Source organism: Piezobacter thermophilus, assembly GCF_055386745.1.
Genome location: NZ_AP042380.1, coordinates 2,627,841 through 2,653,369 on the forward strand (window position 1 = coordinate 2,627,841; position 25,529 = coordinate 2,653,369).

A 25,529-nucleotide genomic window follows, 5' to 3' on the forward strand; every position below is an offset into this window, starting at 1 on the left:
AGCCGCCACCCGTTGCTCCTGACCGCCGGCCTTTCTATAAGCGACCCGAAACGCCTGTCGGAGTCGCGGCCCATGTCCTTCGCCCACCGTCATCTTCTGGGGATCGAACAGCTCAAGCCGCAGGACATCACCACCATCCTCGATCTGGCGGAAAGCTATGTGGACCTGAACCGCCAGGCGGCCAAGCATGCCGACGTGCTGGCCGGGCTGACCCAGATCAACATGTTCTTCGAGGCATCCACCCGCACCCAGGCCAGTTTCGAACTGGCCGGCAAGCGGCTGGGCGCGGACGTGATGAACATGTCCATGCAGGCCTCCTCCATCAAGAAGGGCGAAACCCTGATCGACACGGCGCTGACGCTCAACGCCATGCACCCCGACCTTCTGGTGGTGCGCCACCCTCATTCCGGCGCCGTGGACCTGCTGGCGCAGAAGGTCAACTGCGCGGTGCTTAACGCCGGCGACGGCCGCCACGAGCACCCCACCCAGGCGCTTCTGGACGCGCTGACCATCCGCCGCGCCAAGGGCCGACTGCATCGCCTGACGGTGGCGATCTGCGGCGATATCGCCCACAGCCGGGTTGCGCGCTCGAACATCCTGCTGCTGGGCAAGATGGAAAGCCGCATCCGCCTGATCGGCCCGCCGACGCTGATGCCCGCTGGCATCGGGGAATTCGGGGTCGAGGTATACGAGGACATGGCCGAAGGGCTGGCCGGCGCGGACGTGGTGATGATGCTCCGCCTGCAGAAGGAGCGGATGGATGGCGGCTTCATCCCGTCCGAGCGGGAATACTATCACCGCTGGGGGCTGGATGCGGAGAAGCTGGCGCTGGCCGCGCCCGACGCCATCGTCATGCACCCCGGCCCCATGAACCGCGGGGTCGAGATCGACGGGACGCTCGCCGACGACATCCACCGCTCGGTCATCCAGGACCAGGTGGAAATGGGGGTGGCGGTGCGCATGGCGGTGATGGAACTGCTCGCCGGCAACCTTGCCGCGGCGCGGGCGCCATGACCGGGCCGCGCCCCGATCCGCTGCATGTGCGCGCGGGCGAGGCGGGGGTGGTCCGCCTCTTCGCGCTGGAGATGCCGCCCGAGCAGGCCCGGTTCCTGCGCGAACCCGGCGCCGCGGCGCAGGCGCTGGGGGTCGAGGCGCTGGATCCGGCGCAGGTGGAGGTGTTCGCGCTGCGCGATCTGGACGAGCTGGGGCTGGAGGGCTATCTCGCCGAAGGGTTCGGCATCGACGAGGGTCAGCTTGCCCCCGACCGCGACCGGCTGCGGGCGCTTGCGGGCTGGGCGATGGTGGTGCGCAGCCGCGCCTTCGGCGGCAAGGCGGCCCGGCTGCACCCGGCCCCCGGCATCCGGCCGGTGGGCACCTATGTGGAACCCGGCGTGGACTGGACCGGCGGGCATCTGGAGGCGGCCAGCGCCCATATGGGATCGGGCCCGGCGCGCAAACCGCCCCGGCAGGCCCGCGCCCGCGCCCGCGCCATCGGCGCATCCATCTTCACCGGCGTGATGATCGCCATCATCGCCCTTGTCATATGGTTGCTCGCATGACGAACACGATCCGTTTCACCCCCGACCGCGGCGCCTATATCCGCGCCAACATGTGGCTGGCCGCCATCGCCATGGCCGGCGCCATGCTGGTGCTGTGGCTGATGGGGGAAAAGGCCATCTGGACCGGCGCCATCGGCGGCCTTGCTGCCATCGCCTTGCGCGCGTGGTATCTCGCGGACGAGGAACTGGCCGCCGTGTGGGAGCTGTCCGGCGACACGCTTACCGGCCCCGGCGGGCGCCGGGTGACGCTGAACCGGATTGCCCGCGTGCGCACCCTCGGCCCGATGGTCCAGATCATCACCACCGATGGCGACAAGCACCTGATCAAGCATCAACCGGACCCGGCCCGCGTGGTGGCCGAAATCGAGGCCGCCAGGGCCAGGGGGCACGCATGAGGCGCCGCCCTCCCGCGCCGGCCCGGACAGGGAAGCCCGAACCATGAGCCTGCTCATCACCGATGTCCGCCTGATCGACCCGGCCGCCGGCACCGACCGCCCCGGCAGCCTGCTGGTGGAAGACGGCCGCATCGCCGCACGCGGCACCGAGCTGCCGGTGCCCGAGGGGGCACAGGTGATCGAGGGCGGCGGTGCCTGCCTTGCCCCCGGCATCGTCGATATCGGCGTCAAGGTCTGCGAACCGGGCGAGCGGCACAAGGAAAGCTACCGCACCGCCGGGCGCGCGGCGGCCGCCGGCGGCGTGACCACCATCGTCACCCGCCCCGACACCATGCCGGCCATCGACAGCCCCGAGACGCTGGAATTCGTCAACCGCCGCGCCCAGGCCGACGCGCCGGTGAACGTGCTGCCCATGGCCGCCCTGACCAAGGGGCGAGAGGGGCGCGAGATGACCGAGATCGGCTTTCTCATGGATGCCGGCGCCGTGGCCTTCACCGACTGCGACCGGGTGGTGACCGATACCAGGGTGCTGTCGCGGGCGCTGACCTATGCCGGCGGGCTGGGCGCGCTGGTCATCGGGCACCCCCAGGATCCGGGGCTCTCGCGCGGGGCCGCCGCCACCTCGGGCAAGTTCGCCAGCCTGCGCGGCCTGCCCGCCGTCTCGCCCATGGCCGAGAGGATGGGGCTGGAGCGCGACCTGGCGCTGGTCGAGATGACGCAGGCGCGCTGGCACGCCGACCAGATCACGACCGCCCGCGCCCTGCCGGCGCTGGAGCGGGCAAAGGACAGCGGGCTGGACGTCACCGCGGGCACCTCGATCCACCACCTCACGCTCAACGAATTCGACGTGGCCGACTACCGCACCTTCTTCAAGGTCAAACCGCCGCTGCGCTCCGAAGACGACCGCAGGGCGGTGGTCGAGGCGATCCGCACCGGCCTCATCGACATCATCAGCTCCATGCACACCCCGCAGGACGAGGAAAGCAAGCGCCTGCCCTATGAGGAGGCCGCCAGCGGCGCCGTGGCGCTGGAAACCCTGCTGCCGGCGGCGCTGCGCCTCTACCATGCCGGCGACATCGACCTGCCGACCCTGTTCCGCGCCATGGCGCTCAACCCCGCCCGCCGGCTGGGGCTGGACTGTGGACGGCTGGAACCGGGCGCACCGGCCGATCTGGTGCTGTTCGACCCGGACGTGCCGTTCATCCTCGACCGCACCACGCTGCGGTCGAAATCCCGCAACACGCCCTTCGACGGGCAGCGGATGCAGGGCCGGGTCCTGGCCAGCTGGGTGGCCGGACGAAACGTCTATCGGAGGGAGTGATGCCGCAACCGGACAGCAGCACCGCGCAACTGATCCTGTGGGCCGCGATCGGCTACGGGCTGGGGTCGATCCCCTTCGGCATCCTGGTCGCGCGGCTGATGGGGCTGGGCAACCTGCGCCAGATCGGATCGGGGAATATCGGCGCCACCAACGTGCTGCGCACCGGCAGCAAGACGGCGGCGCTGCTGACGCTGCTGGGCGACGGGGGCAAAGGAGCGGTCGCGGTGCTGCTGGCGCGCAAATTCGCCGGCGAGGACGCGGTGCAGCTTGCCGCACTGGCGGCCTTTGCGGGCCATTGCTGGCCGGTCTGGCTGGGCTTTCGCGGCGGCAAGGGGGTGGCCACCTTCATCGGGCTGTGGCTGGCGCTGGCCTGGCCGGTGGGGCTGGCGATCTGCGCCACATGGGCGGCGGCGGCCGCGCTCAGTCGGCGCTCGTCGGTCGGGGCGCTGACGGCGGCTGCCTTCTCGACCGTCTGGGCGGTGTTCCTGGGCCAGGGAACGGCGCTGGCGCTGGGCATCGTGCTCACGCTGCTGATCTTCTGGCGCCACCGCGCCAACATCGCCCGGCTGCGCGCCGGCACCGAACCGAAGATCGGCGCCCGCAACAGCTGAAATCGCCCCGCCCCCGTCCTCTTGCCCCAAATACTCCGGGGTGCGGGGCAGAGCCCCGCTCCCGCCCTCTCCTTCCCCGCCGATGCGACGGGCCGCTTGCAACCCCGCAGCAAAGAGGTCACATCTTGACGCGACAGAAAAATGACAGCCCACGGGGAGCACCGCCATGGACAAGCAGACCGAAATCGAACTTGAGGCCGCCGCCTTCCGGCGCCTGCGCAAGCACCTGATGGAAGACCGCCCCGACGTGCAGAACATCGACCTGATGAACCTTGCCGGCTTCTGCCGCAACTGCCTTGCCCGCTGGTATCAGGAGGCCGCCGCCGAGTGCGGCATCGACATGGACAAGGCGCAGGCGCGGGAAATCTTCTACGGCATGCCCTATGACGAATGGAAGGCGAAACACCAGACCGAGGCCAGCCCCGAAAAGCAGGCCGCCTTCGAAAAGGCCTTCGCCGAGAACGTGCTGAAGAAGGAATGACCCCGGTATCGGCCGGAACGGGTGGGAGGGCACCATGCGGGCGATGATCTTCGAACGGGCGGGCGCGCCGCTGGTCCTGCGTAACCTGCCCCGCCCCGAACCCGGGCCGGGCGAGGTGCTGATCCGCGTCGAGGCCTGTGGCGTGTGCCGCACCGATCTGCACATCGTCGATGGAGAGCTGAGCGACCCCGCCCTGCCGCTGGTGCCCGGCCACGAAATCGTCGGCCGCGTCACCGCAACCGGCCGGGGCGTGGACGACCTGAAGGCGGGACAACGCGTCGGCGTCCCCTGGCTGGGCCGCAGCTGCGGGAACTGCCGCTACTGCCACGCAGGGCGCGAAAACCTGTGCGATGCGCCCGAATTCACCGGCTATACCCGCAATGGCGGCTACGCCGAATACTGTGTCGCCGATACCCGCTATGTCTTCGCCCTGCCCGATGACGGCGACCCGGTTGCGCTGGCCCCGCTGATGTGCGCAGGGCTGATCGGCTGGCGCAGCTTTTCGCTGGCCGGCGGCGATGCCATCGAACGGCTCGGCCTTTACGGCTTCGGCGCCGCCGCCCACATCCTGTGCCAGATCGCGGTCTGGAAAGGGATCGAGGTCTTCGCCTTCACCCGCGACGGGGACCGCGCCGCACAGGACTTCGCCCGCCGCCTCGACGCGTCCTGGGCGGGCGGCTCGGGCGAGGCCTCGCCGAAACCGCTTGACGCCGCGATCATCTTCGCCCCCGTGGGCGCGCTGGTTCCCAAGGCGCTCAGGGATCTGCGCAAGGGCGGCCGCGTCGTCTGCGGCGGCATCCACATGAGCGACATCCCCGCCTTTCCCTATGCCGACCTGTGGGAAGAACGGCAGATCCTGTCGGTGGCCAACCTCACCCGCGCCGATGGCGAGGCCTTCTTCCCCCAGGCCGCGGCCGCCGGCGTGCACACCGAAACGACGCCCTATCCGCTGGAGCGCGCCAACGAGGCGCTCGCCGACCTGCGCGCGGGCCGACTGCAGGGGGCGGCGGTGCTGGTGCCGTAGGCGGTGGCGGGCGAGTGCCCGCGGACGGATCGGAGAAGGCCGCGCCTGACCGGTGCGACATTCCCCCCCGAAACGAGGGCAGGCGCCCGACCGGGTGGGCGCGAATGCGCCCGCCGTTGCGCCGAAGGCGCACCTCCGGTGCGACGGGCGGGCGGGCGCATGCCCGGGCCGCGTTGCGCCCCGGGCAGAATCCGCGCGATCGGCTCCCATGCGCTGATCCGCTGCATGACTGGCATGTCAACCGATCGCTCAACCTGTCCAGAACCGGCCAGCGGATACCCTCATTTTCGCCTGGCCGGACGCGACGCACCCCCGCCCTCCGGTTCCCGGCCTCCGCTCAGATGGCGGATTTCCGGCTTTCCTCCAGGTAGATCTCCCGCAGCCGCTTCGCCACCGGCCCCGGCGCGCCATCGCCCAGCTTCACGCCGTCGATCTCCACCACCGGAAAGACGAAGGTCGAGGCCGAGGTGATGAAAGCCTCGTCCGCCGCCTTTGCCTCGTCGATGGTGAAGGGGCGTTCTTCCACCTCCATCTGCGCCTCGCGGGCGAATCGCAGCACCGCGGCGCGGGTGATCCCGTGCAGGATGTCATTGGAAAGATCGCGGGTGATGATCCGGCCCCCCTTGACGATATAGGCGTTGTTCGAGGTGCCCTCGGTCACGAAACCGTCCTCGACCATCCAGGCATCGTCACAGCCGGCCTGCTTCGCCGCCATCTTGCCCATCGACGGGTAGAGCAGCTGCACCGTCTTGATGTCGCGCCGCGCCCAGCGAAGATCAGGGATCGAGATCACCCTGATCCCCGCCCTGGCCGCCGGATTGTCCGCCAGCCCCGGCTTCGACTGGGTGAACAGGACTACCGTGGGCGTGACCTCCTCGGGGTCGGGATAAACGAAATCGCGATCCGCCGGCGTGCCGCGGGTGATCTGGAGATAGACCAGCCCCTCCTCGATCCCGTTCCGCCGCACCAGTTCGCGGTGGATCTCCAGAAGTTCCTCGTGGCTCAGCGGATTGCGCATGTCCAGTTCCGACAGCGACCGCGCCAGCCGCGCCGCGTGGCCCTCGAAATCCACCAGTTTGCCATCCAGCACGCTGGTGACCTCGTAGACGCCATCGGCCATCAGGAAGCCGCGGTCGAAGATCGAAACCTTTGCCTCCGATTCGGGCAGATATTCGCCGTTCACGTAAACGGTGCGGGTCATGGGGGGCTCCTTCTTCGGTCTTCAGGCGTCTTGCGGCCAGGCGATTCAACAGTCAACCCCGGCCGGCCGCAACCGGGGAAACCGGATCGAGGACACATCGACGACATAGAACGGAAAATAGTCGGACGTGCCGAACATGTTGCCGGCCTCGATATGGGTCGGCAACCGGAATCCCCCGAACTCCCGAAAGGCCGACAGATACCCGCCAAAGCGCTGCAACCGCCAGACCCGGTCGGGGTTGGCGTCGGTCCAGCGATCGAACGCGACCTGCACCGGCATGCCGTTTTCGTCGGTGACAAGATCGACCGCCTGTACCAGCCCGTCATGGGCAACCGTCACCCGGGCAGTGCGCTCGTCCACCGCCTCCCACGATATTCCCGGCCCCGGCAGAAGCGCGGCAGGCGTCCAGAACACCGCCTCGGCAACGTAGCGGCCAAAAGCGGCGCGGCGGTGATCCGGGCTGCCGCCAAGCCGGGCCACGGGCACCAGCCCGAGAATTCGAAACCTCGTCCAGCGCCCGCTGTCCGACCCCGAAAGCCGCCGCAGCCCGCGGCCGGCCGTCATCTGCCAGACAAAGCCTTCCGGCGCCGCCAGCACCTGCCTTGCAGTCATCTCCATGTATCCCGGGCGCGCCCTGTCGCCGGGGCCGAAACGCCCCGCCATGTCGATTTCGGCCACGCGCAGAAGCGGCGTTCCGGGCCGGATCGCAAACCCGAAGAACCGCCGAGCCGGCCCCGGCAGCCCGGCAACCATGGAGGGATCGAAATGGGCCGGCGCGACAGGTTGCAACGCGCAAAGCCGCGCGGCCTCTTCCCGATCCGCCCGATCATCGCGAAAGCGCAGGACCAGCAACCCCGCCAGAACGAGGAACAGCAGCGCCGGGGCAAGACCCGCGATCATCGCACCTCCTTCCCGCGACACCGCACCGCGGCCGCCCTCCCGCGAACTACCCCCAAAGCGCCGCCTCCGGCGGATGCACGCCGCGTTCGTCATATGTCAAGGCGTGTTCCCGGTCTTCGGCCAGAAGCAGCGGCCCGTCAAGGTCCACCACATCCGCCCCCTGCGCCACCAGCACCGCCGGGGCCATCGCCAGCGATGTCCCGACCATGCAGCCGACCATGATCCCGAACCCCTCCGCCCGCGCCGCCGAACGAAGCACCAGCGCCTCGGTCAGCCCGCCGGTCTTGTCCAGCTTGATGTTGACCACGTCATACTTGCCCCGCAGCGCGGTCAGGCTGGCCCGGTCATGGCAGCTTTCGTCGGCACAGACCGGCACCGGGCGGGGCATTCCCAGCAGCGCATCATCCTCGCCCGCAGGCAGGGGCTGCTCCACCAGCGCAACGCCCAACCGCGCCAGATGCGGCGCCAGATCGGCATAGACATCGGCACTCCAGCCCTCATTAGCATCGACAATGATCTTCGTGTTGGGCGCCCCCGCCCGCACCGCCTCCAGCCGGGGCATGTCGTCGGGCGTGCCCAGCTTGATCTTCAACAGCGGCCGGTGCGCGTGCCTTTCGGCCTGCGCCCGCATCGCCTCGGGGCTGTCCAGAGACAGCGTGTAGGCCGTCACCACCGGCCCCGGCCCGGGCAGCCCGGCCAGCTCCCACACCCGGCGCCCCGCCCGCTTGGCCTGCCAGTCCCAGAGCGCGCAATCCACCGCATTGCGCGCAGCCCCTGGCGGCAAGGTCTCCTGCAAGGCCTCCCGCCCGATCCCCGCGGGCAAGCCGGCAATCTGCGCCGCCACGCTCTCCAGCGTCTCGCCATAGCGCGCATAGGGCACACACTCGCCCCGCCCGACGACACCGCCATCCTCCACCCGCACCGTCAGCACCTTCGCCTCCGTGCGGCTTCCCCGCGAGATGGTGAAGGTCTGTGCCAGCGGAAAGCTCTCACGGCTGATCTCTATCCGCACCCCGCTCTCCTTCCTCTTGCGTCAAATACTCCGGGGAGCGCGAGGGGCAGAGCCCCTCGCCCCCCTGGTACGCCTGCGACGCAACGGGCAGAGCCCCTCGCCCCCGCCACGATCTCACATCGCCGCCAATGCATCCACCAGCTTGTCAGCCCCGAAACGGAACGGATCCGTGGCCGGCAGGCCAAGGCGCTCTTCGGTTTCGGCCAGATAGCGCCGCGCCGTGCCCTCGTCCATGTCACGGGTATTGACCGAAACACCGACCACCCGGCAGGCGGGATTGGCCACCCGCGCCAGCGGCAGCGCCATGTCGCGCAACGCCTCCAGCGACGGCAATCCGTAACCGGGCAGGCCGCGCATGTGCTCGCGCGTCGGCTCATGACACAGGATCAGCGCATCCGGCTGCCCGCCATGGATCAGCGCCATGGTTACACCGGAATAGGAAACGTGAAACAGCGATCCCTGCCCCTCGATGACGTCCCAGTGATCGTCGTCATTGTCCGGCGTCAGCCACTCCACCGCCCCGGCCATGAAATCGGCCACCACCGCATCCAGCGGCACCCCGTCCCCGGTAATCAGGATGCCGGTCTGCCCGGTGGCGCGGAAGGTCGATTTCATGCCCCGCGCGCGCATCCCGGCATCCAGCGCCAGCCCGGTATACATCTTGCCCACCGAACAGTCGGTACCCACCGCCAGAACCCGCCGGCCGCGCCGCTTGACCCCGTTGGCAATCGGATAATCCACCTCCGGCACCCGCACGTCATGCAGCGCCCGGCCGGTGGCTTCGGCCACCGCCACCAGGTCCGGTTCGTCCCGCAGCAGGTTGTGCAGCCCCGAGGCCAGGTCCAGCCCCTCCTCCAGCGCCGCCACCAGTACCTTCTTCCATTCCTGGCCGATGACACCGCCGCGGTTGGCCACGCCGATCACCAGCGTCTTCGCGCCCGCCGCCCGTGCCTCGGCCAGCGTCATGTCGGGCAGACCCAGATCGGCCTTGCAGCCCGGCATGCGGAATTGCCCGACGGCATGCTCCGGGCGCCAGTCGCGGATGCCCTGCGCCACCTTCGCAGCCAGTTGATCGGGCGCATCCCCGAGAAACAGAAGATAGGGTGTCTTGATCATCGCGCGGCTCTCCTCCGAATTCCGGACATATCGTAGGACAGGGACACGGAAAGGGTTTCGCGTTGTCGCCTCGCAGCAAAGCCCCGAACAGAAAATCCTTCGGCAAACTTCCATGCTTTTCGAAGCTTTTCGCGCAATCTGCGTTGCAGCGCCGGCATCACCTCGAATCTGCGCCTTCGCACGCGTCATGCTGCACCGCAAATGCTGCACCGCCACAATGCCTCTTGCGCAAGAGCGCGCAATTTAATACCCGGAGGGCGACCAGACACGCAACATCATTACCCGAAAGGTGCCGCCATGAGTTTTCGCATCCAGCCGACGCCGCCCGCGCGCCCCAATCGCTGCCAGCTGTTCGGCCCCGGCTCCAACACGCGGCTGTTCGAGAAGATGGCCGCTTCGGAAGCGGACGTGATCAACCTCGACCTGGAGGATTCGGTGGCCCCCGACGACAAGGAGGCGGCGCGCCGCAACGTGATCGAGGCCATCAACGACATCGACTGGGGTCGCAAGCACCTGTCGGTGCGGATCAACGGGCTGGACACGCCCTGGTGGTATCGCGACGTGGTGGAGATCCTCGAGCGTGCCGGCGAGCGGCTGGACCAGATCATGATCCCCAAGGTGGGCTGCGCGGCGGATGTCTATGCGGTGGACGCGCTGGTGACGGCGGTCGAGCGCGCTGCGGGGCGCGAGAAGCGGATCTCGCTGGAGGTGATCATCGAGTCGGCGGCCGGCATCGCCCATGTGGAGGAAATCGCGGCCGCCTCGCCCCGGCTTGAGGCGATGAGCCTCGGCGCGGCGGATTTCGCGGCCTCGATGGGGATGCAGACCACCGGCATCGGCGGCACGCAGGAGAACTACTACATGCTGCGCGAGGGTGAGCGATACTGGGTCGATCCGTGGCACTGGGTGCAGGCCGCAATCGTCGCTGCCTGCCGCACCCATGGGGTGCTGCCGGTGGACGGCCCGTTCGGGGATTTTTCCGACGACGAGGGCTATGTCGCGCAGGCGAAGCGCTCGGCGACGCTGGGCATGGTGGGCAAATGGGCGATCCACCCCCGGCAGATCGCGCTGGCCAACCAGGTCTTCACCCCCTCGGACGAGGCCGTGCGCGAGGCCCGCGAGATCCTCGCCGCGATGGAGGAGGCCAGGCGCAGCGGCGCGGGCGCCACGGTCTACAAGGGGCGGCTGGTGGATATTGCCTCGATCAGGCAGGCCGAGGTGATCGTGCGGCAGGCCGAACTGATTGCCGGCTGATCCGGTCGCCCTCCTGCGAGTACAGGCCCGTGCCCGGGAGCGGTCTGCATCCGTTCCCGGCCATCCCCGCCGCGGGCGGGAATGGCCGCGCCTCCGGCGGGAGTATTTGGGGCGAGATGAAGAGCGGTCGGGATCATGGTGCGGGAATGGCGAGTTGCATCCGGGCCGGAGCGGGGCCATATATCGGCCACCCGCAAGGGCGCGTTGCCAAGCATGTCAGGGGGCCGGAACACTCGCGATGACTCACTATCTCGACTTTGAAAAGCCGCTGGCCGAGATCGAAGGCAAGGCGGAGGAGTTGCGCGCGCTGGCGCGGGCGAACGCGGAAATGGACGTGGAGGCCGAAGCGGCGGCTCTGGATGCCAAGGCTGCAGCTCTGCTGGATGAACTCTATGATTCGCTGACGCCCTGGCGGAAGTGCCAGGTGGCCCGGCATCCCCAGCGGCCCCATTGCAAGGACTATATCGAGGCCCTGTTCACCGAATACACGCCGCTGGCCGGGGACCGGAATTTTGCCGACGACCACGCGGTGATGGGCGGGCTTGCGCGGTTTGAGGACCGGCCGGTGGTGGTGATCGGGCACGAGAAAGGCTCGGACACAAAGAGCCGGATCGAGCGCAATTTCGGCATGGCCCGCCCGGAAGGCTATCGCAAGGCGATCCGGCTGATGATGCTGGCCGACCGGTTCGGCCTGCCGGTCATCACGCTGGTGGACACGCCCGGCGCCTATCCCGGCAAGGGCGCCGAGGAGCGCGGCCAGTCCGAGGCGATTGCCCGTTCGACCGAGACCTGCCTGAAGATCGGCGTCCCTCTGGTCAGCGTCATCATCGGCGAGGGCGGCTCGGGCGGGGCGGTGGCCTTTGCCACGGCCGACCGGGTGGCGATGCTGGAGCACTCGGTCTATTCGGTCATCAGCCCCGAGGGTTGTGCCTCGATCCTGTGGAAGGATGCCGAAAAGATGCGCGAGGCGGCTCAGGCGCTGCGTCTGACCGCGCAGGATCTGAAACAGCTCGGCGTGATCGACGAGATCATCCCCGAACCTCGCGGCGGCGCCCATCGCGACCCGGAGGCGGCCATTGCCGCGGTCGGCAGGACCATCGGGAAGATGCTGGGCGGGTTGTCGAAGAAGAAGCCCGCGCAGCTGGTGAAGGCACGGCGCAGGAAATATCTCGACATGGGGTCGAAGGGGCTGGCGGCCTGATCGCAGGCCGTTTCAGGACGCGCGCAGCCGCGCCAGAAGGGCGGGCGAGGCCTGCCCCGTGACCTGCAGCCCGGCGGTTTTCTGGAAGGCACGGATGGCGGCAATGGTTCGGGGGCCGATCACGCCGTCCGGCCTGCCGGCATCGAAGCCGCGCGCGTTCAGCAGGCGTTGCATCTCCAGCCGGTCGGCGCGGGTCATCCCCTGCGCATCGGGAGGGAAGCGGCCGCGGATGGGGGGACCACCAGTGATCCGGTCGCCCAGATGCCCCACCGCAATAACATAGCTGTCGGCATTGTTGTAGCGCGTCAGCACGCGGAAATTTCCGAACGCCATGAAGGCCGGCCCCTGCGGTCCTGCCGGCAGCAGGATGGCGGCCGGGCCGTGATCGGGCACGCTCCGGCCGTCCATGTCGCGCACGCCCATCGCCGCCCATTCGGCGACCGGGCGGCGGGGGGTGCGCCCGGCAAGGCGGGGGTCGAAATCCGCAGGCAGGCGCACCTCGATGCCCCAGGGCTGGCCCGTCTTCCAGCCGGAGCGCTGCAGATAGGCCGCGGCCGAGGCCAGCGCGTCCGCCGGATCGTCCGACCAGATGTCGCGCCGCCCGTCGCCGGTGAAATCGACGGCAAAGGCCTCGTAGGTGGTGGGGATGAACTGGGTGTGGCCCATGGCACCGGCCCAGCTGCCGGTCAGGCGCGCCGGCGTGGTGTCGCCGTTCTGAAGGATCCGCAGCGCCGCCATCAGCTGCCTTTCGTAGAACGCCCCCCGCCGGCCGTCGAAGGCCAGCGTGGAGGTGGCCGAGATCACCGGGATGTCGCCGCGATGCGCGCCATAGCGGCTCTCCATTCCCCAGATGGCGGTCACGATCCGGGCATCGACGCCGAATCGGGTCTCGATCCGGCGCAACAGGTCGCGGTGGCGTTGCAGCATCTCGCGCCCTCTGGCCACTCTCTCATCCGAGGCCGCAATGGCAAGGTAATCCTCGATCGAGCGCTTGAACTCGGCCTGGTTGCGGTCGCGCGCGATCACGCCGGGCAGGTAGCCCGCGCCCCGGAAGCCGCGGCTCAGCGTCTGCGAAGAGATGCCGCCTTGCGCGGCACGGGCGCGGAAGGCGGCAACCCAGCGGTCCCAGTCCGGGTTGGGGGCGGCGCGCATCACCTCCGCCGGCGGCGCCGAGCCGATCCCGCGGGCGCATCCGGCCAGGGCCGTTGCCGCCAATCCCATCACCACCTGCCGCCTGCCTGTGCGCATCATCGCCGCCCTGCCCTGTCTGCTCGTGCTTTTGCGGCCGAGCTTACATCGGGCATGGCCGGCGGCAAATACGCCCGGGCACCGCGCGCGCCCTCATCGGCGGAAAGGCGCCTCAGCCCCGCCAGTGCAGAAGCCGGCGTTCCAGCACCCCGATGACCCAGCTGGTCAGAACCCCGAGGATCGACAGGATTACCACCCCGGCGAACAGCCGTTCCAGATCGTAAAGCGATCCGGCCTCGAGGATATAGGCGCCGATGCCGTATTCGGCCCCCAGCATCTCGGCCGCCACCAGCAGGATGATGCCGATGGCCAGCGACACCCGCAGCCCCGAGAGGATCCCCGGCAGGGCGCCAGGCAGGACGATCTTGCGCACGATGCTGAACCATCGCAGGCCGAAGCTCTGCCCCATGCGGATCAGCGTCCGGTCCACATTGTCCACCGCCCCGTAGGTGGCGACCACCGTCGGCGTGAAGGTGCCCAGCGCGATCAGCGCGTATTTCGATCCCTCGTCGATGCCGAACCAGATCACGAACAGCGGCAGAAGCGCGATCTTGGGGATCGGGAAGATGGCGGCGACCAGCGGCACCAGCCCGGCACGGACCAGCGAGAACAGCCCGATCATCACCCCCACCGCAATGCCCGCGCTCACCCCCAGCGTGCTGCCCACTGCCAGCCGCGCCAGCGATGGCAGAAGGTGCTGCCACAGCAGGCCCGAGCGCCACAGCTGAACCAGCGTCGCCACCACGTCCGACGGGCGCGGCAGCGTCAGGTTCGAGATCCACCCCGCCCGCGTGCCCCATTCGGTCAGCGCCACCAGAAGGACGAATACCACCGTGCCCGCCCAGCGGACGCGCACCGGGCGGAAGCCGCCGCCGCGAAAGGGAACCGGGCGACCCTCAGCCATCCAGCAGCTCGCGGTCGGCGGCCATGGCCTCTTCCTTCATCATGTCCCACAGGCGGGCCTGAAGCTCCTCGAGCCGGGTATCGCCGATGCGGCGTTCGCCCATGGGCACGGGCACCTCGACCAGTTCGCGCAACCGTCCCGGCCGCCGCGACAACACCGCGATGCGGTGCCCCAGCCGCACCGCCTCGGCCAGGTTGTGGGTGACATAGATCCCGGTGAAGCGCTGACGCTGCCACAGGTCGATCAGATCGTCCATCAGCAGCTCGCGCGTTTGCGCGTCCAGCGCCGAGAGCGGCTCGTCCAGCAGCAGCACCGCCGGGTTGACCGCCAGCGCCCGGGCAATCGCCACGCGCTGCTTCATTCCCCCCGACAGCTGCCGCGGCAGGGCGGCGTGGAAATCCGACAGCCGGGTGCGGGCCAGAACGTCGTCGATGATCGCCCGTGCCGCCCGCCCGCGGATGCCGTGATCTTCCAGCACCAGCGAGATGTTCCCCGCCACGCTGCGCCAGGGCAGCAGGGCGAAGTCCTGAAAGACATAGGTCAGCGGGTTGAGGCAGCCCTCGGGCGGCGCGCCCAGCTGCAGCACCTGCCCCGAATCGGGCCGCTCCAGCCCCCCGATCAGCCGCAGCAGCGTGGACTTGCCGCAGCCCGAGGGGCCGATCACGCACAGGATCTCGCCCGCCGCGATGCGCAGCGAGACATCTTCGAGCACCGTCATGCCGTCATAACGGTGCGTGATGCGCTCAAGTCTCAGTTCCATCCGGGCAACCGGGCGATGCGGGCGGGACCGGGCGGCCCCGCCCCCGGCCTCAGATCATCTCGGCGTAGGACGGATCGACCAGCGTCTCGAAGGTGATGCTGTCCTTGATCAGCCCCTCGGACCTGAACCAGTCCAGCTGATCGCGCACCGAGGCCGCGTTCAGCGCCGCGTTGGGGCTGATCCGCATGGCGCCGTTGCGGATCGACTTCGCCGCCTTCTCGAGCGGCTTGTCGGCATAGACGTATTTGTGGATGAGCTTCACCATCTCCTCGGCCGCCTCCTCGCCGGCGGTGCGGTCCACCAGCGCGGCGTTGAAATCGGCCGCCCCGCGCGAGAAGGCGCGCAGGAAGGCCTCGGTCTGCGCGCGCTCGTTCGCGGCATTGGCGGCCGAGGTGAACACCGTCGTCACCTGATAGTCGGGCAGATAGTCCGAGATGTTGCCGATGATCTGCACCTTGCCGGCCCCGGCCAGCGCCTTGGCGATGTGGGGGACGATGGACCAGGCGTCGATCTGGCCCGATTTCAGCGCCCCGATGATCGCGCCCACCTTCTGAAGCGGCTTGAACCTGACGCTCACCCCTTCGGCTGCCGCCACCTTCGACCCCATGTAGTGGAAGGACGATCCCGCCTGGGTAATGCCGTAGGTCCTGCCGTCCAGTTGCGCGGGGCTGGTCAGGCCGGCCTCGTATGCAGCGTTCGAGGCCAGGATCTTCTGCCCGTCGATCCCCTTCTCCTCGCGCAGGGCGCCGCCGATCACCTTGGCCGCACCCTTTTCGGCCAGGCTGACCAGCCCGCCCGAGATCGCCGTCACCGCGTAATCGGCATCCCCCGAGGCAATCGCCACCGCCATCGGCTGCGCGGCCTGGAAGAACTTGAATTCCACCTCCAGCCCCTCGTCGGCGAAATAGCCGCGCTCATAGGCGACGAAGCTTGCCGCGTGGCTGGTAAAGCGCAGCGCGCCCACCCGCAGCTTGGTGGCCGCGATCGCCGGCGCCCCCATCAGCGGCAGCGTGGCCGCACCCCCAAGCATACCCAGCGCGCCACGGCGCGAAATTCCGGACATTCGACTCCCCTCCCTGATGTTGTCCCCCAACGATAAGGCGCAAACCCGTCCAGGCGCAACGGATCTGTTTCCGCGGGCAAGGCAGCTACCCGGTCAGCATCCGCAACCCCTGGGTCACGTCCGAGCGCACCGCCAGCCGCAGGCCGGGTTCGTCCCCGGCCCTGAGCGCGGCGATGATCAGCTTGTGATACTGCGGCGCCTGCGCGCGCTGGAGCCGGCCATAGAGGCGCCGCATCGTCGGCCCCAGCTGCAACCAGACCGTTTCCGCCATGGCCAGCATCGCCGGTGCCTGCGCCCGCAGATACAGGGTGCGGTGAAACTCCAGATTGGCGCGGATATAGCCGACCGGGTCGCGCTTGGTCACCATCTGTGCAACATTGGCGTTGATGCTTTGCAGACGGTCGATCAGCGCCATGTGCGCGCGCGGCAGGGCGCGACTGGCCAGTTCAACCTCCAGCAGCGCCCGCAAGGCCGCCAGTTCCTCGATCCGGTCGTTGGTCAGCTCGGGCGTGGACACCCGCCCCGAGGCGGTCAGGACCAGCGCGCCCTCGGCCACCAGCCGGCGCACCGCTTCGCGGGCGGGCGTCATCGACACGTCATAGGCCTTGCCGATTCCCCGCAGGGTCAGCGCCTGCCCTGGCCCGATATCGCCGTACATGATGCGCGCGCGCAGGGCGCGATAGACCCGGTCATGGGCCGAAGACGTGACCGGCGCGGGGTCGGACGGGCGGGGCGAGGTGGTCATGCCCCTTTGTGATCACAACTTGCGCACAGGTCAAGCGGCGGTCGCGAATCCCGAGCCCCGATCACCCGTCAAAGCGATAACGGTGCAGTTCGGGGCCGTTCTCGCGCAGCCACCGCCGGGCATCCGCATGCGGGCCATAGAGCCGCTCCACATGGGCCCAGAAGGCCGGCGAGTGGTTCATCTCGGCCAGGTGGGCGATCTCGTGCGCGGCCACGTATCGCAGGATCCGGGGCGGGGCGAGCACCAGCCGCCATGAAAACATCAATGCCCCGCCCGACGAACACGACCCCCAGCGCGAGCGCGGATCGCGCAGCGTGATTCGCGCATGTTCCCGCCCCAGCGCCTGCGCATAGGACCGGCAGGCCTCGGACAGACGGTCGCGCGCCAGCTCGCGCAGCCATGCCTGCAGCCGCCGCGCGGGGGCGTCTGCGGGCACCCGGATCTCACCTGCGTGCAGCTCGACCCGCCGCCCGGGGGCGGCAACGATCCGTCGCACCGCCCCCTCGATCGGGATCTCGCCGCCGATGCGGGGGCGGATTTCGGCCGGCCGATCGCTCAGATGGCGGCGAATCCAGTCCTCGCGCGTGCGGGCGAAGTCCAGCGCCTCCCGCTCGGGCACCCCGCGCGGCAGGGTCAGCGTCACCCGCCCGTCGAGGCCCGATATGCGCAGGCTGATCCGCCGGGCGCGGGCCGAGCGGCGCAGCACCAGCGCCACCGGCGGGGTTCCTGGCAGACGATGTTCGGCCATGCGGGGCTCCTGTTGCGGCAAAGGCTTTGACAGTATCCATGTCATATGGCAGGAGGCCGGAATCGTCGATACGACTCAGCAGATATCAAGGGGATTCACATGCCCAAGGAAGAATGGGGTGTAAAGCGCGTTTGCCCAACCACCGGCAAGCGTTTCTACGACCTGAACAAGGATCCGATCGTCAGCCCCTACACGGGCGAAGTCGTTGAGCTCGACACCGGCAAGACGCGGATGATCGCGGCCGATGCCGAGGATGCGGCCACGGTGAAGGCGAAAGAGGCCGTCCTGGACGAGGAAGACGTGGTCCTGGACGATGCGGATGTGGATGTCGATCTGGGCGATGACGTTCTTGAAGACGACGATGACGACAGCGTTCCGCTGGAAGAAATCGCCGACGTCTCGACCGAAGACGAAGAGTGACACCGACCGTCGCCGCCCCGATGGGCATGGGCGGCGACAACCCAACCTCCGGCGCATGATCCGGCGCGAAATCCGGGTTCGGGCCGACCTTTCCGGCCCCGCCCCGCAAACCCCGAAAAACCGCTCCTGCGGGATGCTTTTTGGGCTTGCACTCGCCGCCGAGCTTGCATAAACGACCGGAGACCGCCGGACAGGGCGGAACATCGGGGCCTTAGCTCAGTTGGGAGAGCGCTTGCATGGCATGCAAGAGGTCAGGGGTTCGACTCCCCTAGGCTCCACCACCCCCCCAAAAAAAGATTACCAACATGCGGCACACGCGCCTCTTGCCGGAACGAGGCCGCGCATTCCGATGCCGGACGCAAGGCGACCGGTTCGCCGGACCACGACCTGATGCCGATCACCTTCGCTTCACGGTGCCTGCGCCCCATGCCCCACCGGCCGGGAAAAGTCTCTCAGCGCAGGACGTGAACCGCACATCTGGCGTGGCGCACCACCTGGGTTGCGGTGGAGCCCAGCAGCAGATCCTGCATGCCGGGACGGTGCGACGCGATGATGATCAGATCGGGCTCGTTCTCCTCGGCCCAGTCGAGGATCGACCGCCCGGAATGGCCCTCGATGACCACGCCCCTGGCGTTGGGCAACTGCCCGGCCAGCTCGTCCAGTTCCTTCTGAATCGCCTTGCGCGCCTCGGTCAGATAGTCCGCCGGCATGTAGGAAATGGCATAACCCGGAATATGCTCGACCACATGCAGCAGCGTGAATTCGGCCTCCGGCGCGGCCAGAAGCCGGGCAACCTTGAGCGGCCCGGTCACGTCGCGTTCTGCGTCGAACGAGATCGGAACGAGAATCTTGTGATACATCTTGCGTCTCCACAGGTTTCAATGCCGTTTTCCACAATCGCGCGGCGCGCGCCTTGATCCATGTCAGGAGAAAACCGCCGGCGAAAGAGAGAGCTCAATCGAAGGTCGCAACCACGTCATACATCACCGGCTCGAAGCTCCGGCACAGGTCATTGATCCGGCGGTTACGCTCGCGCATCTCGGGGGTGCGCAACATGGCCAGGAAATCCTCGCGCCGGCGCCACTGTGAGTAGTTGGCAATCCGCGTCTGTGCATCGTTCACATGCAACCCGGCAGCCACGAAACCGGGCTGTTTCGAAATGAAGTTCTCGTAGGCATCGACCAGCTCATCGATCAGATCCTGGCACATGCCCGGCGTGGTGTCGAAGGTCGTGATGACGGTCTGTAGCTCGTTGTTCCTGGAAATGGTCGGCATCTGATCCTCCTTCTTCGCCGTCAGACTAGCGCATTTCCCGCGGAATGGGAGACGAATTCGCCGCCCGGAGGCAATCCCCCGTAACGGCCGGCCACCGGTCAGCGCCGGTAACCTTCCGTTTACCACTTCGCGGCAGGCTCGGGGCAAAGTGGGGGAAACATGCTGCGCGCGGCCGTCATCGTCACAATCGCCCTTGCCGCCTTCGCCGCCCCGGCCGCGGCGGGGGCCTGGCTGCGCGAGAGCGGCGCCGGCTTTCTTTCCGTCTCGACCATCGCCCGGACCACCCCCGCCGGCCGAGAGGCCGAAACCGGCCTCTATGCCGAATACGGCGTCCGGCCGCGGCTGACGCTGGGGCTCGACGTGAACGAGCGGCCCGGTGCGGCCGGCCACGCCCTGATCTTTCTGCGCCGGCCGATCGAAACCGGCAGCCCCGCAACCCGCCTTGCCGCCGAGCTGGCACTCGGGGGCCATCATGTCGCCGGCCGCTGGAGCGGAATGACGAGGCTTTCCCTCTCTCTCGGCCGGGAGTTTTCGGGGCCCCTCGCCAGCGGCTGGGTGAATCTCGATGCCGTGGCCGAGCTGCGCGGCGGCCTCAGCCCTCCCTTCTTCAAGCTCGACGCCACCTTCGGCCTGTCCTCGGGACCGCGCCTGCGCCCGCTTGTGCGGCTGGAAAGCGTCGCCCGCCCCGGCATGCGGACGGCCCTCACCCTGACCCCGGCAGTGATGATCGAGGGCCATGGCGGACTCACATGGGTGCTGGGACTGGAGCGCAAATTCACCCCCGTCCGCAGCATCGGGATCAGACTCGAACTCTGGCAGAAATTCTGACACGGTGCGGCGCGTCGCAACCGCCTCAGCCGGAGCCACAGCCATGCCGCCGCCGATCCTGCCCGCCGATGACGACGCCCGCAGCCTTGCCCGCAGGATCATGCACGAGGCACGCAGCGCTGCGCTCGGCACAATCACCCCCGATGGCGAACCGATGGTGACCCGCATCGCCTTCGGCCTGTCGCCCGAAGGCACACCGCTGACGCTGGTCTCCGATCTTGCCGCCCACAGCGCGGCAATGCGGGCCAACCCGGCGGTCTCGCTGCTGCTGGGCGAACCGGGCGACCGGGGCGACCCCCTCATTCACCCCCGGCTGACGCTGCAGGCGCGGGCTGCCTTCCTGCCGCGCAGCCATCCCCGCCACGAAGAAGTGGCCGCGCACTACCTGCACGGCCACCCCAAGGCCCGGCTCTATATCGGCTTTGCCGACTTCTCCTTCGTCCTGTTCGCGGTGCGCCGCGCCCATCTCAACGGCGGTTTCGGCCGCGCCTTTTCGCTCACCCCGGCCGATCTCGACCTGCCCTCGTGATCACTTGTCCATGCGCAGGCTCAACGCCACCTCGCCCTTGAGCGGCTCGGGCCAGACCAGCGTCACCTGATCGCGGTTCGGCCCCTGCTGAAGATCGACCTGCGGCGTGGCAAAGGTCCGCACATTGGCCCCGTTGCGCAGCGCCCCCAGCGCCACGATCCCGTCAACACCGCGCGCCTCGCCGCCGAAGGGCAGCTCGCCCCCCGCATCCACCGTCCAGGTCGCCGCCGGGGTCGAGACCTTGTGGCGCACCCGCAGCGGGTTCTCCACCTGATAGCTGACCGCGTGATAGCTGTTGCCGGTGAAAAACACGTTCTTGCTGCGCCCGATATCCAGGGTGGCAAAGCTGGTATCCACCCGCTCGACCCGGTCGATGGCCCCGTTGATCGAGCGGAACTTGTTGCCCGAAACCGTCACCCCGTTCAGGAAATGCCCGGTCCCGTGCGGCTTGACCACGATATAGCTGAACCACGGCGCCACATCCCCCGACAGGAAGATGTTGTCGGAAATCGTCATCGCGCTGAACGAATAGCCGGTGACGAAATCCGGGGTCGCGTCGCGCTCGTTGGTCCACTCGATGAAGCAGTTGTCGATGTAGTTCCCGGTGATCGTGGTGCTGGTATAGGTGGCGGTGATGATCAGCCCCGCCGTGCGCACACCGCCTGCCACGCTGTCGCCCTGGAAGAAATGGTTGCCCAGCACCACGCTGTTGGCCCCGCCCAGAACCGCGAAGTGACGGAACTTGGTCGCCCGGTTGTTGCGCAGCTTCACGTCATTGGCATTGGCATTCAGCGCAATGGTCACCCGGTCCGGAGCATTGGCCTGGTCCTCGTTGGACAGGAACTGGCAGCGATCGATCAGCATTCCCTGGCAACCGGTCCCGATCGAGGTCACCCCGCGATCCCTGGGGCGCGAAACAAAACAGTCACGCAGCTGAAAGGCGATCCCCGAAGGCGCCAGCCGGATGCCGCTGCTCAGCCCGTTGCACTGAAACTCGACATCCGAGATCACGAACTTGCTCAGCTTGCCGAAGCCGCTGAAATCCAGCAGGTAGCGGAAATCGCGGAAGGTGAAGACCTGGGTGCCCTCGGCATCGTAAAGCGGCGCGCTCAGCGTCACCTCCTGGGCGCCCACGTTCTTCGCCTTCACGTAGATCTCGCGCCCCACGCCGCTGCCCTCGACCAGGGCCCCCACGGGAATGTTGGCCACGTTGACCACATTGGTCAGCCGCCGCGGAGAAGCCGCCGAATAGGTCGCCTGCGAGGTGGCCACCATCGGATCCCAGGCCGCCGACGCACCCACCGCCTCGATCTGACCGTTGCGGATCACCCGCCGGGTGGCGTAGCTGTCCCTGTTCGGGACGGCGGCAGCCATGTCGATGGGAGCCGATACCGCCACCTTCAGCCCGCCCATGTCCAGCGATTCATGATCCGAGTTGTTGAGCAGCGCCTGAAAGGCCTTGCGAAAGGCCAGCTCCTCGCTGCCGAAAGCGGCCACATAGGTGGGCAGATCGAAACTCCGCGTCAGCAGCAGCATCGCATCATCGGGCATCACCACCGTGCCCTCGAACACCACTTCCGAGGCCATCGAAACCGTCTGCGCAAGATGATAGACCCCCGCCGGCACAAGAACCCGCCGCCCGGCCGCCGCCGCATCCGCCGCCAGAAAGGCCGCGCTGTCATCGGTCACGCCATCGCCCACCGCACCGTAATCACGCACATCCACCAGGCTCAGCATGTCGCGCAGAAAGGCGCTGGTGATGTCCTCGATCACGATGTCGTCGATACGCACCACCCCGCCATTGGGCCCGGTCAGATCCAGGCCGAAATGGCCATATAGCGCCTGCGTGCCCCAGACCATGTCCACGCCCCCGCGCAGGCCGGTGCCGACGATGGCGCTGACCTCCACAACCTCGCCATAGCTCTGCAGGGTCACGCTTGGCCCGGTCTCCACCACTCCGGCCACATGCACGCCTCCCGCTCCGCCTGCCCAGGCAGCAATCCGCACATTGGGCAGATTGCCGCTGACCGCCTTCACCCGCGCCCGGATGCGCAGATAGCAGCCGGGCAGAATCGGCGTCTCTCCCATATAGCGCAGCTTCTGCACCGCGGCGGTCTTCTGCAGCTCCAGACAGCCCCCGAAATCCTGATCCGCCGGCACCAGCGCGGCATTCACCGCCCCCGCATAAGTATCCGCCCCCGGCGTGCCGTCGCCGCTCGACCAAACGTCAAGGCCCTCCTTGAACGCCGGAGGCATGAATTGCACGCCATCGGTAATCGCCTTGTTCATCCTGATCCCCTTCCCAGAACCGCCCGCGAATCCGCCCCCCGGGCCTCGAAGCTTGCCGGCGCCCGGACCGAGGCGCCCGGACGCGAGGCGAAGGGATAGGCCAAGACGATGAACGCGCCCTCACCGCACCGTCACGGTCGGATCAAGGAAAGGTTAACGCGTCAGAAGCCACGCAAAGGCCCGGCGCAGAACCGCGGTTCCGTCACGCTCGAACCAACGACCATGCGCGATGATGATACGCTCGGGCGCCCAATCGATCATCGTTTCGACCGCCCGTCGCAACTCGGCCCGGCCCTTGCGGAAAACCAGGCGCATCTCGCGCGGCATTCCCCCATGAGGCGCCAGAACCCCGTCCGCCCGCAACAACGGCCGCAACCACCACGCGACCTTGCCGGGCTCGAAATTCTCGATCAGATCGGCCAGAATCAGCGTCCGCGACTGCCGATGGAAAAACGCCACTTCACGATGCAACGCGCTGCCTTCGACCAGTATCTGCTCGATCCGCCCCGCCCAGGGCGCTTCCACCCCCAACTCGTGATCGAAACGAAGATCCCACCCGTATTTCGCGGCCCTCTCCACCACCCCGGGCGCGGCCCAGGCCTCGGCCTCCGGCCACGCCGTCTGCCAGTGCCCGATCCACCAGTAGTGCAGCCAGTTCGGCGCCACCAGATGCCGCACCCGCCCCTGCGCCTGCAACTGCGCCCGCAAATCCTCGGTCAGACGGGTGGGCGAATGCACCCACAGATCGCCAGCCTCCAGCCGTATCACCGTGGCCCGCGTCGGAACCGGCATCCCATAGAACCGAACCGGCGGCCCGTCGATAATCCAGATGCCGGCAGCCACCGGCTTGAGCACGTTCAGCGGTTCGTATCCGGTCATGTGACAGCTCCCCGACCGTCACCGCCATCATATACCGATTTCCCCCGCGGCCCCAATCCGCCCCGCCCGCCTTCCTCTTGCCCCAAATACTCCGGGGGTGAGGCCGAAGGCCGAGGGGGCAGAGCCCCCTTCCCGTATCCGCTCCCGACTGGGCCTCTCAGGCCAACTCGCCGGCCAGGGCCCGCTCGATCAGGGCGATCGTCTCCTCCACCCCGTAAAGGGCGATGAAACCGCCAAAACGCGGCCCCTGGCTGGCCCCCAGAAGCACCTCGTAAAGCGCCCGGAACCAGTCGCGCAGCGGATCGAACCGCTCGCGCCCGACGGCATAAACCACCGATTGCAGCGCCTCATCCTCGACCGGCCCGTCATAGGCGGCCAGCGCACCCCGCAAGGCCTCCAGCGCCTCGCGCTCCTTCTCGGTGGGGGCGCGATAAACCCGGTGCGGCTTGACGAAGTCGTTGTAATAGCGCACCGCGTGCTCGGTCGCCGCGTCCAGGTCGGGATGCGTCTCCGGACTGGCCTCGGGGGCATAGCGGCGCACGAATCCCCACAGCTTCTCCTTGTCCTCGGCGCCCGACACGCTGGCCAGGTTCAGCAACATCGAGAACGGCACGATCAGAGTCGACTCCGGCACCTCGCCGTCATGGATGTGCCACACCGGATTGGCCAGCTTCGCCTTCAGATCCTGCTTCGGGAAGGCACGCAGCTGCTGGTGATACTCGTCCACCGCCTTCGGGATCACGTCGAAATACAGCCGCTTGGCCGTCTTCGGCTTCTGATACATGAAATAGCTCAGACTCTCGGCGCTGGCATAGGTCAGCCACTCGTCGATGCTCACCCCGTTGCCCGAGGACTTCGAGATCTTCTGCCCGTTCTCGTCGAGAAACAGCTCGTAGACGAAATGCTCGGGCGGGCGATGGCCAAGGATGCGGCAGATCCCGTCATAGATCGGCGTGTTGGTGGAATGGTCCTTGCCATACATCTCGAAATCGACGCCCAGCGCCGCCCAGCGCGCCCCGAAATCGGGCTTCCACTGCAGCTTCACATGTCCCCCCGTCACCGGCAGGGTCCATTCGCGCCCATCCTCGTCGTCGAAGGTGACGGTGCCCTCGCGCGCGTTCACCTCCTTCATCGGCACGTAAAGGATGCGCCCGGTTTCGGGATGAATCGGCAAGAAGATCGAATAGGTCTGGCGCCGCTCCTCGCGCAGCGACTTCAGCATGATCGCCATGATCTCGTCATAGCGCTCGGCAGCGCGCAGCAGCACCTCGTCGAACCGCCCCGAGCGGTAGAACTCGGTGGCGCTGATGAACTCGTATTCGAAGCCGAAGGTGTCGAGAAACCGCCGCAGCATGGCGTTGTTGTGGTCGCCGAAACTGGCATGGGTCCCGAACGGATCCGGCACGCTGGTCAGCGGCTTCTGCAGATGTTCTTCCAGCATCTCGCGGTTGGGCACATTGCCCGGAACCTTGCGCATCCCGTCCAGATCGTCCGAAAAACAGATCAGCCGGGTCGGGATGTCACTGATCCGCTCGAAGGCATGGCGGATCATGGTCGTCCGCGCCACCTCACCGAAGGTGCCGATATGCGGCAGGCCGGAGGGACCATAGCCGGTTTCGAACAGCACATACCCCTTCTCGGGCGGCGCCTTCTCATAGCGCTTCAGAATCCGCCGGGCTTCCTCGAAAGGCCAGGCTTTCGACGCGAGAGCGGCTTCACGCAGTTCGGACATGTCGGTCTCCGCAGCAACGGCCACGCAACCCGCG

At 67.9% G+C, this 25,529-nt stretch carries 27 protein-coding genes and 1 tRNA gene; 13 read left to right on the forward strand and 15 right to left on the reverse strand.

The window, feature by feature from the left end:
• The first annotated feature begins 72 nt into the window (after positions 1–72).
• From ACZ5CM_RS12695 to ACZ5CM_RS12725, 7 genes are all read left to right on the forward strand, one after another.
• Positions 73–1,014: an aspartate carbamoyltransferase catalytic subunit gene (locus ACZ5CM_RS12695; RefSeq protein WP_464639140.1), complete on the forward strand. Its 942-nt coding sequence runs from the start codon at positions 73–75 to the stop codon at positions 1,012–1,014.
• A complete protein-coding gene (locus tag ACZ5CM_RS12700) occupies positions 1,011–1,559 on the forward strand; it encodes a hypothetical protein (protein ID WP_464639141.1) in 549 nt (182 codons plus the stop codon). The genes ACZ5CM_RS12695 and ACZ5CM_RS12700 overlap by 4 nt, the downstream gene beginning before the upstream one ends.
• Positions 1,556–1,954 carry a hypothetical protein gene (locus ACZ5CM_RS12705; protein ID WP_464639142.1) on the forward strand — a complete coding sequence of 133 codons (399 nt, stop codon included), beginning with the start codon at positions 1,556–1,558 and terminating at the stop codon, positions 1,952–1,954. Before ACZ5CM_RS12700 ends, ACZ5CM_RS12705 begins: the two co-directional genes overlap by 4 nt.
• 43 nt (positions 1,955–1,997) lie before the next feature.
• Positions 1,998–3,275, forward strand: coding sequence for a dihydroorotase (gene pyrC, locus ACZ5CM_RS12710; RefSeq protein WP_464639143.1), 1,278 nt, complete (start codon positions 1,998–2,000; stop codon positions 3,273–3,275).
• Positions 3,275–3,886: a glycerol-3-phosphate 1-O-acyltransferase PlsY gene (gene plsY, locus ACZ5CM_RS12715; protein WP_464639144.1), complete on the forward strand. Its 612-nt coding sequence runs from the start codon at positions 3,275–3,277 to the stop codon at positions 3,884–3,886. Before pyrC ends, plsY begins: the two co-directional genes overlap by 1 nt.
• Before the next feature lie 166 nt (positions 3,887–4,052).
• Entirely contained in the window at positions 4,053–4,367 is a 315-nt protein-coding gene (locus ACZ5CM_RS12720) for a DUF1244 domain-containing protein (protein WP_464639145.1), read from the forward strand.
• A 34-nt stretch (positions 4,368–4,401) separates the two neighbouring features.
• Positions 4,402–5,391, forward strand: coding sequence for a zinc-dependent alcohol dehydrogenase family protein (locus tag ACZ5CM_RS12725; protein ID WP_464639146.1), 990 nt, complete (start codon positions 4,402–4,404; stop codon positions 5,389–5,391).
• A 337-nt stretch (positions 5,392–5,728) separates the two neighbouring features.
• Here ACZ5CM_RS12725 and ACZ5CM_RS12730 read toward each other — a convergent pair whose 3' ends face one another.
• From ACZ5CM_RS12730 to dgcN, 4 genes are all read right to left on the reverse strand, one after another.
• Entirely contained in the window at positions 5,729–6,592 is an 864-nt protein-coding gene (locus tag ACZ5CM_RS12730; protein ID WP_464639147.1) for a D-amino-acid transaminase, read from the reverse strand.
• A gap of 45 nt (positions 6,593–6,637) precedes the next feature.
• Complete coding sequence (locus ACZ5CM_RS12735) at positions 6,638–7,492, reverse strand: DUF6544 family protein (protein ID WP_464639148.1); 855 nt, start codon at positions 7,490–7,492, stop codon at positions 6,638–6,640.
• Between the two features lie 46 nt (positions 7,493–7,538).
• The gene (gene dgcA / locus ACZ5CM_RS12740) at positions 7,539–8,504 is read right to left on the reverse strand and encodes an N-acetyl-D-Glu racemase DgcA (protein WP_464639149.1); all 966 of its coding nucleotides are present in this window, start codon (positions 8,502–8,504) and stop codon (positions 7,539–7,541) included.
• A gap of 114 nt (positions 8,505–8,618) precedes the next feature.
• Positions 8,619–9,620: an N-acetyltransferase DgcN gene (gene dgcN / locus ACZ5CM_RS12745; protein ID WP_464639150.1), complete on the reverse strand. Its 1,002-nt coding sequence runs from the start codon at positions 9,618–9,620 to the stop codon at positions 8,619–8,621.
• A 297-nt stretch (positions 9,621–9,917) separates the two neighbouring features.
• On the opposite strand from dgcN, the gene ACZ5CM_RS12750 reads away from it, so the two are divergent.
• Both ACZ5CM_RS12750 and ACZ5CM_RS12755 read left to right on the forward strand, forming a co-directional pair.
• The gene (locus tag ACZ5CM_RS12750; RefSeq protein WP_464639151.1) at positions 9,918–10,874 is read left to right on the forward strand and encodes an L-malyl-CoA/beta-methylmalyl-CoA lyase; all 957 of its coding nucleotides are present in this window, start codon (positions 9,918–9,920) and stop codon (positions 10,872–10,874) included.
• 238 nt (positions 10,875–11,112) lie between these two features.
• Positions 11,113–12,075 (forward strand): acetyl-CoA carboxylase carboxyltransferase subunit alpha, encoded by a 963-nt coding sequence (locus tag ACZ5CM_RS12755; protein WP_464639152.1) that lies wholly within the window; start codon positions 11,113–11,115, stop codon positions 12,073–12,075.
• 12 nt (positions 12,076–12,087) lie between these two features.
• Here ACZ5CM_RS12755 and ACZ5CM_RS12760 read toward each other — a convergent pair whose 3' ends face one another.
• From ACZ5CM_RS12760 to ACZ5CM_RS12785, 6 genes are all read right to left on the reverse strand, one after another.
• Positions 12,088–13,323, reverse strand: a complete 1,236-nt coding sequence (locus ACZ5CM_RS12760; RefSeq protein WP_464642600.1) for a lytic murein transglycosylase — start codon at positions 13,321–13,323, stop codon at positions 12,088–12,090.
• A gap of 112 nt (positions 13,324–13,435) precedes the next feature.
• Positions 13,436–14,227, reverse strand: a complete 792-nt coding sequence (locus ACZ5CM_RS12765) for an ABC transporter permease (protein WP_464639153.1) — start codon at positions 14,225–14,227, stop codon at positions 13,436–13,438.
• Entirely contained in the window at positions 14,220–14,987 is a 768-nt protein-coding gene (locus tag ACZ5CM_RS12770) for an ABC transporter ATP-binding protein (RefSeq protein ID WP_464639154.1), read from the reverse strand. Before ACZ5CM_RS12770 ends, ACZ5CM_RS12765 begins: the two co-directional genes overlap by 8 nt.
• Before the next feature lie 49 nt (positions 14,988–15,036).
• On the reverse strand, positions 15,037–16,050 hold the full coding sequence (locus ACZ5CM_RS12775; protein WP_464639155.1) for an ABC transporter substrate-binding protein: 1,014 nt from the start codon (positions 16,048–16,050) through the stop codon (positions 15,037–15,039).
• An 85-nt stretch (positions 16,051–16,135) separates the two neighbouring features.
• Positions 16,136–16,795 (reverse strand): GntR family transcriptional regulator, encoded by a 660-nt coding sequence (locus ACZ5CM_RS12780; RefSeq protein ID WP_464639156.1) that lies wholly within the window; start codon positions 16,793–16,795, stop codon positions 16,136–16,138.
• 61 nt (positions 16,796–16,856) lie between these two features.
• Complete coding sequence (locus ACZ5CM_RS12785) at positions 16,857–17,543, reverse strand: M48 family metallopeptidase (protein WP_464639157.1); 687 nt, start codon at positions 17,541–17,543, stop codon at positions 16,857–16,859.
• Between the two features lie 99 nt (positions 17,544–17,642).
• On the opposite strand from ACZ5CM_RS12785, the gene ACZ5CM_RS12790 reads away from it, so the two are divergent.
• Together ACZ5CM_RS12790 and ACZ5CM_RS12795 are read left to right on the forward strand one after the other, a co-directional pair.
• Positions 17,643–17,963, forward strand: a complete 321-nt coding sequence (locus ACZ5CM_RS12790) for a TIGR02300 family protein (RefSeq protein ID WP_464639158.1) — start codon at positions 17,643–17,645, stop codon at positions 17,961–17,963.
• A gap of 205 nt (positions 17,964–18,168) precedes the next feature.
• Positions 18,169–18,244, forward strand: a tRNA-Ala gene (locus ACZ5CM_RS12795).
• Between the two features lie 171 nt (positions 18,245–18,415).
• Here the strand turns inward: ACZ5CM_RS12795 and ACZ5CM_RS12800 are convergent.
• Positions 18,416–18,823 (reverse strand): universal stress protein, encoded by a 408-nt coding sequence (locus ACZ5CM_RS12800; protein WP_464639159.1) that lies wholly within the window; start codon positions 18,821–18,823, stop codon positions 18,416–18,418.
• Positions 18,824–18,917: 94 nt separating this feature from the next.
• Entirely contained in the window at positions 18,918–19,238 is a 321-nt protein-coding gene (locus ACZ5CM_RS12805) for an antibiotic biosynthesis monooxygenase family protein (protein ID WP_464639160.1), read from the reverse strand.
• Positions 19,239–19,397: 159 nt separating this feature from the next.
• Between ACZ5CM_RS12805 and ACZ5CM_RS12810 the strand changes: the two genes are divergently transcribed.
• Positions 19,398–20,066: a hypothetical protein gene (locus ACZ5CM_RS12810; RefSeq protein WP_464639161.1), complete on the forward strand. Its 669-nt coding sequence runs from the start codon at positions 19,398–19,400 to the stop codon at positions 20,064–20,066.
• Between the two features lie 43 nt (positions 20,067–20,109).
• Positions 20,110–20,595, forward strand: coding sequence for a HugZ family pyridoxamine 5'-phosphate oxidase (locus tag ACZ5CM_RS12815; protein WP_464639162.1), 486 nt, complete (start codon positions 20,110–20,112; stop codon positions 20,593–20,595).
• Here ACZ5CM_RS12815 and ACZ5CM_RS12820 read toward each other — a convergent pair whose 3' ends face one another.
• From ACZ5CM_RS12820 to ACZ5CM_RS12830, 3 genes are all read right to left on the reverse strand, one after another.
• Positions 20,596–22,884 (reverse strand): glycosyl hydrolase family 28-related protein, encoded by a 2,289-nt coding sequence (locus tag ACZ5CM_RS12820; protein ID WP_464639163.1) that lies wholly within the window; start codon positions 22,882–22,884, stop codon positions 20,596–20,598.
• Between the two features lie 153 nt (positions 22,885–23,037).
• Positions 23,038–23,763: a DUF4336 domain-containing protein gene (locus ACZ5CM_RS12825; RefSeq protein WP_464639164.1), complete on the reverse strand. Its 726-nt coding sequence runs from the start codon at positions 23,761–23,763 to the stop codon at positions 23,038–23,040.
• Between the two features lie 157 nt (positions 23,764–23,920).
• The gene (locus ACZ5CM_RS12830; protein WP_464639165.1) at positions 23,921–25,495 is read right to left on the reverse strand and encodes a lysine--tRNA ligase; all 1,575 of its coding nucleotides are present in this window, start codon (positions 25,493–25,495) and stop codon (positions 23,921–23,923) included.
• Positions 25,496–25,529 lie beyond the last annotated feature (34 nt).

Excerpts from the sequence above, each read along its gene's own strand:
- ACZ5CM_RS12820 (WP_464639163.1), bottom strand. The coding sequence starts at position 22,884 with ATGAACAAGGCGATTACCGATGGCGTGCAATTCATGCCTCCGGCGTTC.
- ACZ5CM_RS12705 (WP_464639142.1), top strand. The coding sequence starts at position 1,556 with ATGACGAACACGATCCGTTTCACCCCCGACCGCGGCGCCTATATCCGC.
- ACZ5CM_RS12770 (WP_464639154.1), bottom strand. The coding sequence starts at position 14,987 with ATGGAACTGAGACTTGAGCGCATCACGCACCGTTATGACGGCATGACG.
- ACZ5CM_RS12805 (WP_464639160.1), bottom strand. The coding sequence starts at position 19,238 with ATGCCGACCATTTCCAGGAACAACGAGCTACAGACCGTCATCACGACC.
- ACZ5CM_RS12760 (WP_464642600.1), bottom strand. The coding sequence starts at position 13,323 with ATGCGCACAGGCAGGCGGCAGGTGGTGATGGGATTGGCGGCAACGGCC.
- dgcN (WP_464639150.1), bottom strand. The coding sequence starts at position 9,620 with ATGATCAAGACACCCTATCTTCTGTTTCTCGGGGATGCGCCCGATCAA.
- ACZ5CM_RS12780 (WP_464639156.1), bottom strand. The coding sequence starts at position 16,795 with ATGACCACCTCGCCCCGCCCGTCCGACCCCGCGCCGGTCACGTCTTCG.
- ACZ5CM_RS12785 (WP_464639157.1), bottom strand. The coding sequence starts at position 17,543 with ATGGCCGAACATCGTCTGCCAGGAACCCCGCCGGTGGCGCTGGTGCTG.
- ACZ5CM_RS12815 (WP_464639162.1), top strand. The coding sequence starts at position 20,110 with ATGCCGCCGCCGATCCTGCCCGCCGATGACGACGCCCGCAGCCTTGCC.
- ACZ5CM_RS12735 (WP_464639148.1), bottom strand. The coding sequence starts at position 7,492 with ATGATCGCGGGTCTTGCCCCGGCGCTGCTGTTCCTCGTTCTGGCGGGG.
- ACZ5CM_RS12730 (WP_464639147.1), bottom strand. The coding sequence starts at position 6,592 with ATGACCCGCACCGTTTACGTGAACGGCGAATATCTGCCCGAATCGGAG.
- ACZ5CM_RS12720 (WP_464639145.1), top strand. The coding sequence starts at position 4,053 with ATGGACAAGCAGACCGAAATCGAACTTGAGGCCGCCGCCTTCCGGCGC.
- ACZ5CM_RS12825 (WP_464639164.1), bottom strand. The coding sequence starts at position 23,763 with ATGACCGGATACGAACCGCTGAACGTGCTCAAGCCGGTGGCTGCCGGC.
- ACZ5CM_RS12790 (WP_464639158.1), top strand. The coding sequence starts at position 17,643 with ATGCCCAAGGAAGAATGGGGTGTAAAGCGCGTTTGCCCAACCACCGGC.
- ACZ5CM_RS12800 (WP_464639159.1), bottom strand. The coding sequence starts at position 18,823 with ATGTATCACAAGATTCTCGTTCCGATCTCGTTCGACGCAGAACGCGAC.
- ACZ5CM_RS12775 (WP_464639155.1), bottom strand. The coding sequence starts at position 16,050 with ATGTCCGGAATTTCGCGCCGTGGCGCGCTGGGTATGCTTGGGGGTGCG.
- ACZ5CM_RS12725 (WP_464639146.1), top strand. The coding sequence starts at position 4,402 with ATGCGGGCGATGATCTTCGAACGGGCGGGCGCGCCGCTGGTCCTGCGT.
- ACZ5CM_RS12750 (WP_464639151.1), top strand. The coding sequence starts at position 9,918 with ATGAGTTTTCGCATCCAGCCGACGCCGCCCGCGCGCCCCAATCGCTGC.
- ACZ5CM_RS12765 (WP_464639153.1), bottom strand. The coding sequence starts at position 14,227 with ATGGCTGAGGGTCGCCCGGTTCCCTTTCGCGGCGGCGGCTTCCGCCCG.
- ACZ5CM_RS12830 (WP_464639165.1), bottom strand. The coding sequence starts at position 25,495 with ATGTCCGAACTGCGTGAAGCCGCTCTCGCGTCGAAAGCCTGGCCTTTC.
- ACZ5CM_RS12810 (WP_464639161.1), top strand. The coding sequence starts at position 19,398 with ATGCTGCGCGCGGCCGTCATCGTCACAATCGCCCTTGCCGCCTTCGCC.
- ACZ5CM_RS12695 (WP_464639140.1), top strand. The coding sequence starts at position 73 with ATGTCCTTCGCCCACCGTCATCTTCTGGGGATCGAACAGCTCAAGCCG.
- plsY (WP_464639144.1), top strand. The coding sequence starts at position 3,275 with ATGCCGCAACCGGACAGCAGCACCGCGCAACTGATCCTGTGGGCCGCG.
- pyrC (WP_464639143.1), top strand. The coding sequence starts at position 1,998 with ATGAGCCTGCTCATCACCGATGTCCGCCTGATCGACCCGGCCGCCGGC.
- ACZ5CM_RS12755 (WP_464639152.1), top strand. The coding sequence starts at position 11,113 with ATGACTCACTATCTCGACTTTGAAAAGCCGCTGGCCGAGATCGAAGGC.
- ACZ5CM_RS12700 (WP_464639141.1), top strand. The coding sequence starts at position 1,011 with ATGACCGGGCCGCGCCCCGATCCGCTGCATGTGCGCGCGGGCGAGGCG.